Raw genomic sequence first — 9,591 nt, 5'->3', positions numbered from 1 at the left:
GGGGATGGCGTAGACGCGGGCGTCGGCCCAGTCGATGTCGAACTCGGCGGCGGTCATCGGGTTGCGGTGTCCTCGTTCCGGGATGGGGTGGGTAGTAGGTGGGTGATGCGGTGGTCGAGGTCGGTCAGCGCTGTCGAGGTGGGGGTGTGTGGTTGGATGCGGCGCTGCAACGCGCGGAGTTTGTCGTGGGTGCGTTCGCTGGTGACTCGGGCGGCAGTACGGAGGGCATCGCGGCCGAAGGTGGCAGCGTGTTCGTGGTCGCCGCCGACGATGTGTGCGGTGGCGAGGTCGATTTGCACGAAGCAGCAGCTGCGGGTGCGCCACGGCTCGTAGAGGTCTAGGGCGTGGCTGATGTGGCGTGTGGCTTGTTCGGGCTCGCCGACTTCGGTGAGGCAGCGGCCTAGGTCGGCGGCGAGTTCGGCTTCGGTGTAGAACGATAGCCATGGCGGTTCGCTCTCGGGGCGCACGTGGGTGTAGTGGCGTTCGGCGGTGGTGATCGCCTTGCGGGTCGCGGTGGTCTCGGCGGGGCCGAGCATCGCTAGTCCGCGGGCTTCGACTGCGCACAGTAGCGCCGAGAGTGCGGGGGTGGGGGATGAGCTGGCGAGGGACTGGCCGGCGCGGGCCAGCGCGACGGCGTGGCGTGCGTGGTCGATGCGGTGTTGTTCAATGGTCTTGGTCTGTCCGATTTGCACGGTCATCCGACTCATGTGCGATAGGACGTTCGCGGCGTAGCGTCGGTCGCCCGCGCTCATCGCGAGATTGAGAGTTTGGATGTAGTAGCGCTGGGCCAGTGCGTGGCGTCCGATGTCGGCCGACATCGACCCGGCCAGCCACGAGGCTTGTGCGACGGCGCTGAGCAGCGCTTTGCCGGTGATTTCGGAGTAGCTGCCGTGGAGAACGGTCGCGGCTTCGCGGTGCAGTAGCGCGACGACCTGATCACGGACGCGGCCGGAGCCGTAGCGGTGGTCCAGACGCCGCAGGTGGGCGATGTTTTCTGTGATGATCTCCACGTCTGCCATCCCGACGCGGGGACCAGCGGATCGGGCGGCTGATTCGTTGGGTCCGATCGTGAGGGCGAACAGGGCGGGTTCGCAGAACACCGCGGAGGTGAAGGCCGATCCCAGCAAGAACCTGCGTCGATCCATATCCCGTCCTGACAACTCGACTACGGTGCGCACTGTCTGCTCCAGTGTGCCCGAGCAGTGCAATCCGTCATACACGTCTTCGGCGGGCGGGGTGTGGTCGGCGAAGCCGCAGTCGCCGACGCTGATCTGCCGGTGCAGCCGCCGGGAAATGGCCATGGCGACGAGCTTGGGCACCGGCCAGCGAGGCTGGGCGCCGGCGAGCATACGCGAGACCGAGGTCGTGTTCGTGGCCAGGTGGGTACCTTCCTCGGCACCCGCGGCGACCACAGCCCGTGCGAGTGCGCCGTTGCTCATCTCGGCTTCGTCCAGCAGGTTCCGCAACTTCTGATTGACCGGGCTGGCATCCATCGACGTCCCCTTCGCACACCAGGTTCGGTGTCCTCGATCCTCGCGCAATCGAGTACCGATGTGAACCGACTCACCCGAAAGTGAGACCCCAGTAAGACCCCCGGACGGGATCCGGTGGCACTGGGAGTGATTTAGAACTGCCGAAACAGACTGTCTTCCAGTGCAATTGAATGTGGAGGTGTCATATGACCACAACATCACCCACCCTAGGTCCGGTCGTGGTGACCGGCGCGGCAGGGTTCATCGGCTCACATCTGACCGACGCGCTTTTGGCCCTCGGGATCGAGGTGGTCGCGATCGACCGCCGGTCGGTGCACACAGACCCGGTCGCCGCCCGCAATCTCGCTGGCGCACTCACCAAGCCCCGTCTGCGCGTGCATCAGGTGGATCTGGTCAGCGACGAGATCGATGCACTGGTCGCCGGTGCTGCCACGGTGTTCCATTTGGCTGCGGTGCCCGGTGTTCGGGATTCGTGGTCCGAACGGTTCCCCGACTACGCGGCATCCAATGTCGTTGCCACCCAGCGTCTGCTGGCCGCCTGCGAACGCGCCCAGGTCGGTCGGCTGATGCTGGCATCGTCATCGAGTGTCTACGGCCAAGCCTCGGGTCCAAGCCGCGAAAGCGACCCGACTTATCCAATGTCGCCCTACGGCGCGACGAAGCTGGCCGCCGAGCATCTGTGCATGGCGCACGCGGCGCGACCGGACACCACGACAAGCGTGGTCACGTTGCGCTACTTCACCGTCTACGGACCCCGTCAACGATCCGATATGGCGATCTCTCGGGTGCTTGCGGCGGTGCTGTCAGGAAGTCCGGTACCGCTGTATGGCGACGGGCAACAGTCGCGGGAGTTCACCTACGTCGATGACATCGTGGCCGCGACGCTGGCCGCGGCGACGGTCTCGGAAGACATCGACGCCGAGATCGTCAATGTCGGTGGCGGTTCGAGCGTATCGATGCTCGAACTGATCGCCCTGGTCGGGCAGATCACCGGACGCAAAATCCCCCTCGCGGTGGAGGCGCCGCGGGCCGGTGATGTGGAGGCGACCCGCGCCGACCTCACGGTGGCGCACTCGTTGCTCGGGTACGCACCGCGCGTCGAGTTGCGGGAGGGGGTGGCTCGCCAGCTGGACTGGATGGTCAAACAACCATCCGGGCACTCGGTGTCCGCCGCGGCGAAAGTGGTGGTGTCCAGATGATCGTGCTCAGCGCTGACGACGCCAACACCCTGTTCACCTCCGCGTGTCGCGCGATCACCAACTTCGGTGAGCCGGTCAGCCCGCGCGGCCTGGCCACCACCGAAATCCTCGGTGCGCACCTGCGGTTGACTCGGCCTCGACGCCGATTCGTCGACATGCCGCCGCTGCGGCGGCTCAACCCGGCCTTCGCGGTCGCTGAAGCGCTGTGGATACTGTCCGGCTCCGACGAGGACTGGATCTTCCAATACAACCAGGCGTTGACCCGCTACGCCGACGACGGAGTCCTGCAAGGCGCCTACGGGCCGCGGATGCGCCGGTGGAACGGCATCGATCAGCTCGACCGGACCCGGCAGTTGCTTCAACGCGACCCCGACACCCGCCAGGCAGTGATCCAGCTCTATGACCCGCAACGCGACACCCGCGGGCACCGCGACGTCCCCTGCACCCTGAGCTACCGCTTCTACCTGCGACGCGGACGCCTGCACATGCACACCACGATGCGCAGCCAAGATGTGTGGCTGGGATTCCCCTACGACATCTTCACCAACACGTTGATCCAGGAGCTGCTGGCCGGGTGGCTCGGTGCCCAACTGGGTGAATACCACCACCACATCGACTCACTACACCTGTACGCCGAGCACTTCGGCGCCGCTGAACAACTCGCCCACGATCCCGACCCGTCGCCGCTCATGCCCCAGGTCGCGATTCCCTGGACCCGTGCCGACCGGGTGGTGCGCAACACGATTACCGAACCGCGCGCACCTGGTGCGACCGGAGCGTGGTCGGCGTTCGCGGACATGTTGGCCAGCTACCGAGCCTGGAGTAGTGGCCAGCGCGAGCGCGCCCGGACTCTGCTCGCCGCTACCGACGGCGACCTCGCGCGTGCCTTGGAACGCTGGTATGACCACCGCGCGCCGGTTGCGGCAGACCAAGGAGCCCACGCATCATGACCTCCAACCCTCGCACTGTTCTCGGATTCTGTTCCTGGACACACGATTCGGCAGCCGCGTTGATCCTCGACGGCCAGCTGGTCGGCTTTGCCGAGGAGGAGCGCCTCATAGGCAGCAAACACACCAAGGACTACCCCGCCCACGCGGTGGACTGGCTGCTCGGTGAGGGAGATCTCGTACCGGAGTTGATCGACACCGTCGCCTACAACTTCCGTGCCTGTGATTACCTGGCCGCCACCAGACAGGTGGGTCGGCAGCTGGCCGACCGCGACACCCGAGCCAGAGCCCTGCCGCGTGCGGCGAGCTTCGCACGGGTCGCGGCCCGAACACGCACCCGCACAAGACGACTTGGGCGGGATTTCACGCACGCGTCGAGCTCGCCGATCCTGCATCACCGGGCACACGGGCTGTATGCATTCGCGTCCTCGGGCTACGACGATGCTGCTGTTGTGGTGGTCGACAGTCTCGGCGAGATCCAAACCACCACGATCGCTCACGCCCGCCGCACCTCAGGCAGTGGATGTAGATTCGACATCATCGAGGCCATCAACGATCCGGCCTCGCTCGGCTACGCCTACGGCGCGGTGACTGAGCACCTCGGGTGGCGCCGCGGTGACGAGGAAGGCACCGTCATGGCCTTGGCCGCGCTCGGGGAGCCCGACCGATTCCGGGCGTTGATGCGCGACGCGATCCCGATTACCGGCACCGGATTCACACTGAACCCCAGCCTGTTTCCAGTGCGGGTGCTCTCACGCCGTTTCGCGCGCGTCAGCGCCGAGTTCATCGCCCGCAGTTGCCCGCCTCGCGGTGACGGACCGATCGAGCAGGTCCACCGTGACCTGGCCGCGGCTCTGCAAGAACGCACCGAACAGGTGATGGTGGCTCTGGCGCTGCGTTCTCGCGCGCTGACCGGAGCCCAGCTGCTGTGTGTCTCGGGTGGAGTCGCAGCCAACTGTGTGGCGATCGGCAAGATCGTCGAATCCGGCCTGTTCGATGAAGTACATGTGCCGCCCGCTCCCGGTGACTCCGGTACCGCCATCGGCGCTGCCATCGCCGCATATCTGGACCACACTGGGAAACTCGCCACCGGAATCCAGGATCATTGCTACCTCGGACCTGCATTCGGCGATGTGGTGCTGTCGACGAATCCCCGCCCCGGGTTGACTGCGACCAGACCCACTCACCCGGCACAGTATCTGGCCGGCGCGCTCGCCGCCGGTGCCGTCGTCGGAGTGTTTCGCGGGCCACTCGAGGCGGGCCCGCGGGCGCTGGGCAACCGGTCGATCCTGGCCTCACCGATGCACGCCGAGGTCGTCGAGCAGCTCAATGACACCGTGAAGTTTCGCGAACCGTTCCGGCCGTTCGCACCGGTCACCCTCACTGCTACCGCGTCGGACTATTTCACCCTGTCCCAGCCCGCGCCGTATATGTCGATCGCTTCACCCGTTACCGACCGTGCGCGTGAACAGATCCCAGCTATCGTGCACGTCAACGGCACAGCCCGGGTACAAACCCTGTCCGAGGGGCAAAACCCGTTCCTGGCAGAGGTAATCACGCAGTTCGCCAAGATCACTGGTGTCCCGGTGCTGATCAACACCTCGCTCAACATCAAAGGCAAACCGATCTGCGGCACGCCCGACATGGCATTGGACTGCTTGCTCGCCAGCGGCCTGGACGCGATGATGCTCGAAGACTGGTGGGTGAGCAAATGAGAATCGGCTACAGCTTCTGGGGCTTCCTCGGCCCCGGCATCACCGACACCCCCGACGGAGGCCGCAGCCACCGCCGCACTCTCATCGAGGGCCTTCGCGGTCTCGGCCACGAGATCGTGTTCCTACAACAAGATCGCGACAGGATCGAAGCCGGAACCGCCTTCGCCCACCTCTACACCTGGGACGACGGGCTACCCGACATCGACGCGGTGTTCCTGGAATGGCGCTGGCCGATCCCCGGCCGCAACACCACGCCCTGCGGCACGTCAGGCCACACCTGCGATCTACACCGCCAGCACCAGTTGCTCGACCACTACACCCGCCGCGGGTTGCCCACGATTGTGTGGGACAAGGATCTACACCTCCCGGCCGGGCATCCGCTGCGACACGCACCGCATGTGACGGTTTGCGAGGCGGCGCTGCACCCCACCGCCGGCGCGGTCAGCTTGCTGTTTCCCGTCGACGACAACGCACTCGATACTGCCGATCCAGACACTCTGACACAACGGCCGAGACCGTTGAGCTTGGCCTACATCGGCAACCAGTACGACCGCGACGAAGCCTTCGACAGCTACTTCGCCGCCGCAGCGAGCGGGCGCCGCGACTGCGTAGTCGCGGGTAAGTGGGTTGACACCCGCAGATGGCCGCAGGTGCGGTTCATCGGCCGGGTCCCGTTCTCCCACGTCGCGAGGATTCATGGTGATGCTCTGGCGACGGTGCTGCTGCTGCCGGACCGATACGCCGCAGTCGGGCAGATGACCCAACGCCTCTCCGAAGCCGTCCTAGCCGGATGCCTGCCACTCACACCCGCTTATATCCGCAGCGCCCCACAGTTCACTCCCTGGCCGCTACATGTCACCAGCAGTGCTCACCTCACCGCCAAAGTCGCGCAGTTGCGGCGCATCGCTACCACTGCCGCGCACGCCGATCTCGTGGCGCAGTGCCTGGCCAAACTCGACACCTTCCGGCTTTCGCGCCAGCTCGACACCCTCGATCGGGCGCTTTCCCGAACCGGGGTGCGGTCGTGACCGAGCAGCTTGCCAGTTCGGCAGGGCCGAGGCGGGTATTGTGGCCGTGCGTGGACCAGCGGATCGTGATCATCGGTTGCGGCGGCAGCGGCAAAACTCACCTCGCCAACCAGCTCGCCGCCCTACACGGGCTCGCGCTGACCCACCTCGACGCCGTCTACTACGACGCCAATTGGAGCCCACTGCCGGCCGAAGAATTCCATGCCATCCAGCAACGCCTCGTCACCGGACCGCGTTGGCTGATCGAGGGCAACTACGCGGGTAGCTTGCCGATTCGGCTCGCTGCCGCCGACACCGTCATTTTCCTCGACCTGCCTGCGGTCACCTGCATCGCGGGTGTGCTGCAACGGCGCTGGCGTTACCGGGGTGGTCAACACCGCGACGGCGTCTACGACCGCATCACCTGGGCATTCTTGCGCTACATTTGGGGCTACCGCGCCAAGATGCGACCCCGAGTGCGCGAGCTGATCGCCGAACACGGCGACCACGTCGAGTTGATCACGTTTACCAGTCGCCGCCAGGCCACCCGCTACCTCGACCGCCTACGTGCCCAAGCTCGGATCACCAGCTGACACCGAAGTATTTCGGAGGCGAACCCGTCCATGACCTCCACACCCTTCACCGACCCCGACACCGTCGCGGCCCTTTACGCCGACGCCGCGCGCACCCAGCAACGCACTGGTGCGTTGCTCACGGCGAAAACCGGTGGTGACGACGCGACCGCTACCATTGTCGACCTCGCCGCACGCCATGCACAGGACCGTCCGAGGGTGTGCGAAATCGGGTGTGGCAGAGGAACAGTCACCCTCGCTCTCGCCGAAGCCCTCGCGCCCTCTTGCCAGACTGTGGTCGACCTCTCCGCAGCGTTCCTGGCCACCGTAGCCCGACGGGTCGCCGAGACCGGCTTCGCGGTGAACACCGTGCGCGGCGATTTCCACCACCTGCCGCTGCCGGAGGCGGGATGCGACGTCGCTGTGGCGGCGTTCTGCCTTTACCATTCCACACGGCCCGCCGACGTGGTCGCCGAAATCGCGCGGTGCCTGGCACCGGGCGGCCTGGCGGTTCTGGCTACCAAATCAGTCGACAGCTACCACGAGATCGACCACCTGATGGTCGACACCGGCCTCGACCCACATGCAACCACCCGGTCGAGCCTGTATGCAACCTTCCACAGCGGCAACTCCGCCGACATCGCCGCGACCGGGCTCGAAGTGGCTGAAGTCATCCACCGTGACCACACCTTCCGGTTCACCGACTTCTACCACCTTGCCTCCTATGTGGTCACCGTCCCCAAATACGTACTACCCCAACAGATGACCAATCCACGAGACCTTGCGGCCGAACTGCGACGACGGACCCGTGACCGGCCATTCACCGCCACCTCGACCGTCACCTACATAACCGGGAGCAGCCGACCATGACCACAACCACCTTCATCAAGAACTACGCATCTGCTTGTCTCGCCGAAACTGCACGGGCCCATCATGATTGGTTGCGTCGACTAGACGCCGCCGTGTGTATTCCCCACCTGTATGGCCTCACTGGCACACGAATGGTCCTCGAACGCATCGACGGAGAACAACCCGGGCCTACCGACCTGCCGATAGTCGCCGCCTCCCTCGGACACCTCCACACCACTGCCCACACCCGCCACCTGCACGCGGGACGACTCGACCAGCCTTTCCAAGCGACACCGACACTGACACTCATCGACTTCGTCTCACCCCGCATAGCCGCACTGCCGCAGACCCTCGCTATCAGCGAACTACCAGTCGCTCTCTACAAGGACAGCAACATCCGCAACTTCATCCTCACCGACCACAAGGTCGCCATCATCGACTTCGATGAGTTGACCTTGGCGCCATTCGGCTACGACCTCGCCAAACTCGTCGTCAGCGCCGCCATGACTCACGGGCCGCTGAGCAACGAACTCATCGAGCACACCCTCAACAGCTACAACAGCGAAACCGCCAGCATCACCGACGCATACTGCGACATGCGAAGATTCCAGACCTACACCGACATCCACCACCGCCTCACCGTCAGCTACCTCGACCGCCACGGCTACACCCATGCATGGCCAGACGTCCGGCCCTGGGGCCGAACCCTTGTCAGCTGACCTTGCCCTGACAGCCTCCCCTGTACCGAAGTTCTACGCCACAGTGGGCCAGCGGTGGCGGGCCGGCATGACCGTGGCGGCCAGCTCGCAGAGCACGGCATCGAGATCCTGTCGCCTTAAAATACCTGTCATTAACGTCGTCATTGGATGTCGGTAGACGCCTGTTCAAGGGCCGATTCCGGGGTGGCGGAGCGTGACGAGGAGTACGCGGCAGATTCCCTGACTGCCAAGGTGGTGGCGATCCTGTATGACGCCGGATTCGAGTTGGCCTCGGGCACCCGACTCACCCGCGCCGCCGCGATCACCGTATTCGCCGACCCTGATGTCTTGGAAGAAGATTCTGCGAACCTTGGCAGAATTTCTGCCAGAACCGTGCAATCGGTGCGGTCGCGTCGCTGCGGTGTTCGGGCGCGAGAAGGCCGGGCCGGTCTGTCCGGACTGCGCGGGTGTGAGCTTCACCTACCGCTGCCCGACCTGTGCGGCGATGGGACGGCTGCTGCGTGGGCACTGCCCCTCGTGCACCGCTGAGCGGGATCTGATGGAGATGTTCACCCAGCCCGACGGTCGGCCCGCTGCGGCATTGACCGCTCCGGCTGAGTTGCTGACACGCTACGACAACCCCTACTCGCGGGCCGGCATTCAGCGGTGAACACGGTCTCGGCGGAGTACTGACTGTCGCCGAGACCGCTAACATTGCACTTTCCCCATGCACGGGAGGGAGTGGAGGGGTTGTCCCTCCCGTGCACCTGCCCACTCACCTTGGCGTGGTAGTGGACCGAGCACGGTCAGGGTGAGGGCTTGCACTGGTAGAGCGGGTGCTCATGTCAGGCCGCGGTAGGTGTCGTGGGCGGCGATAGTTCGGCCTGGCGGATGGGGTATTCGAGGCCATACAGTGGGTCCGCCGATCCAGGTCTGGGGCATTCCATCCAGGTGCCTTGCTGACGATCCCAATGACAGTCCGTACCAGCCGGGTCCGGTTCATACCCGACTGTGCGGTTGGGTGAGTTCGTCGCGTACCCGGGCCAGGCGCTGGTGCCACCATGCGGTCCGGTCTCGGTCGGTGAGCTGGAACTTCTCGAGCAACTCCGGG

At 65.3% G+C, this 9,591-nt stretch carries 9 protein-coding genes; 8 read left to right on the top strand and 1 reads right to left on the bottom strand.

What is annotated here, in order from left to right; genetic code table 11:
* Nucleotides 1-53 precede the first annotated feature (53 nt).
* Nucleotides 54-1,493, bottom strand: a complete 1,440-nt coding sequence (locus K940_RS29705; protein WP_051407433.1) for a hypothetical protein — start codon at nucleotides 1,491-1,493, stop codon at nucleotides 54-56.
* A gap of 185 nt (nucleotides 1,494-1,678) precedes the next feature.
* Here K940_RS29705 and K940_RS0120985 point away from each other — a divergent pair, with 185 nt between their 5' ends.
* The 8 genes from K940_RS0120985 to K940_RS0120950 all read left to right on the top strand — a co-directional run bounded on the left by K940_RS0120985 (nucleotide 1,679) and on the right by K940_RS0120950 (nucleotide 9,029).
* On the top strand, nucleotides 1,679-2,692 hold the full coding sequence (locus K940_RS0120985; RefSeq protein ID WP_051407432.1) for an NAD-dependent epimerase/dehydratase family protein: 1,014 nt from the start codon (nucleotides 1,679-1,681) through the stop codon (nucleotides 2,690-2,692).
* Complete coding sequence (locus K940_RS0120980; protein ID WP_028479087.1) at nucleotides 2,689-3,642, top strand: thymidylate synthase; 954 nt, start codon at nucleotides 2,689-2,691, stop codon at nucleotides 3,640-3,642. Before K940_RS0120985 ends, K940_RS0120980 begins: the two co-directional genes overlap by 4 nt.
* The gene (locus K940_RS0120975; RefSeq protein ID WP_028479086.1) at nucleotides 3,639-5,354 is read left to right on the top strand and encodes a carbamoyltransferase C-terminal domain-containing protein; all 1,716 of its coding nucleotides are present in this window, start codon (nucleotides 3,639-3,641) and stop codon (nucleotides 5,352-5,354) included. The genes K940_RS0120980 and K940_RS0120975 overlap by 4 nt, the downstream gene beginning before the upstream one ends.
* A complete protein-coding gene (locus K940_RS0120970; RefSeq protein ID WP_028479085.1) occupies nucleotides 5,351-6,382 on the top strand; it encodes a hypothetical protein in 1,032 nt (343 codons plus the stop codon). Before K940_RS0120975 ends, K940_RS0120970 begins: the two co-directional genes overlap by 4 nt.
* A gap of 50 nt (nucleotides 6,383-6,432) precedes the next feature.
* A complete protein-coding gene (locus K940_RS0120965) occupies nucleotides 6,433-6,954 on the top strand; it encodes a topology modulation protein (RefSeq protein WP_036529643.1) in 522 nt (173 codons plus the stop codon).
* A gap of 30 nt (nucleotides 6,955-6,984) precedes the next feature.
* A complete protein-coding gene (locus K940_RS0120960) occupies nucleotides 6,985-7,803 on the top strand; it encodes a class I SAM-dependent methyltransferase (RefSeq protein ID WP_036529640.1) in 819 nt (272 codons plus the stop codon).
* A complete protein-coding gene (locus K940_RS29700) occupies nucleotides 7,800-8,501 on the top strand; it encodes a phosphotransferase (protein ID WP_051407431.1) in 702 nt (233 codons plus the stop codon). The genes K940_RS0120960 and K940_RS29700 overlap by 4 nt, the downstream gene beginning before the upstream one ends.
* A 183-nt stretch (nucleotides 8,502-8,684) precedes the next feature.
* Nucleotides 8,685-9,029, top strand: a complete 345-nt coding sequence (locus K940_RS0120950) for a hypothetical protein (protein WP_028479082.1) — start codon at nucleotides 8,685-8,687, stop codon at nucleotides 9,027-9,029.
* The last annotated feature ends 562 nt before the right edge of the window (nucleotides 9,030-9,591 follow it).

The sequence above is a fragment of the Nocardia sp. CNY236 genome (assembly GCF_000482385.1).
Taxonomy (GTDB): Bacteria; Actinomycetota; Actinomycetes; order Mycobacteriales; family Mycobacteriaceae; genus Nocardia.
This window is presented reverse-complemented; position numbering and strand designations above follow the sequence as displayed.

Excerpts from the sequence above, each read along its gene's own strand:
- K940_RS0120975 (WP_028479086.1), top strand. The coding sequence starts at position 3,639 with ATGACCTCCAACCCTCGCACTGTTCTCGGATTCTGTTCCTGGACACAC.
- K940_RS29700 (WP_051407431.1), top strand. The coding sequence starts at position 7,800 with ATGACCACAACCACCTTCATCAAGAACTACGCATCTGCTTGTCTCGCC.
- K940_RS29705 (WP_051407433.1), bottom strand. The coding sequence starts at position 1,493 with ATGGATGCCAGCCCGGTCAATCAGAAGTTGCGGAACCTGCTGGACGAA.
- K940_RS0120985 (WP_051407432.1), top strand. The coding sequence starts at position 1,679 with ATGACCACAACATCACCCACCCTAGGTCCGGTCGTGGTGACCGGCGCG.
- K940_RS0120960 (WP_036529640.1), top strand. The coding sequence starts at position 6,985 with ATGACCTCCACACCCTTCACCGACCCCGACACCGTCGCGGCCCTTTAC.
- K940_RS0120970 (WP_028479085.1), top strand. The coding sequence starts at position 5,351 with ATGAGAATCGGCTACAGCTTCTGGGGCTTCCTCGGCCCCGGCATCACC.
- K940_RS0120980 (WP_028479087.1), top strand. The coding sequence starts at position 2,689 with ATGATCGTGCTCAGCGCTGACGACGCCAACACCCTGTTCACCTCCGCG.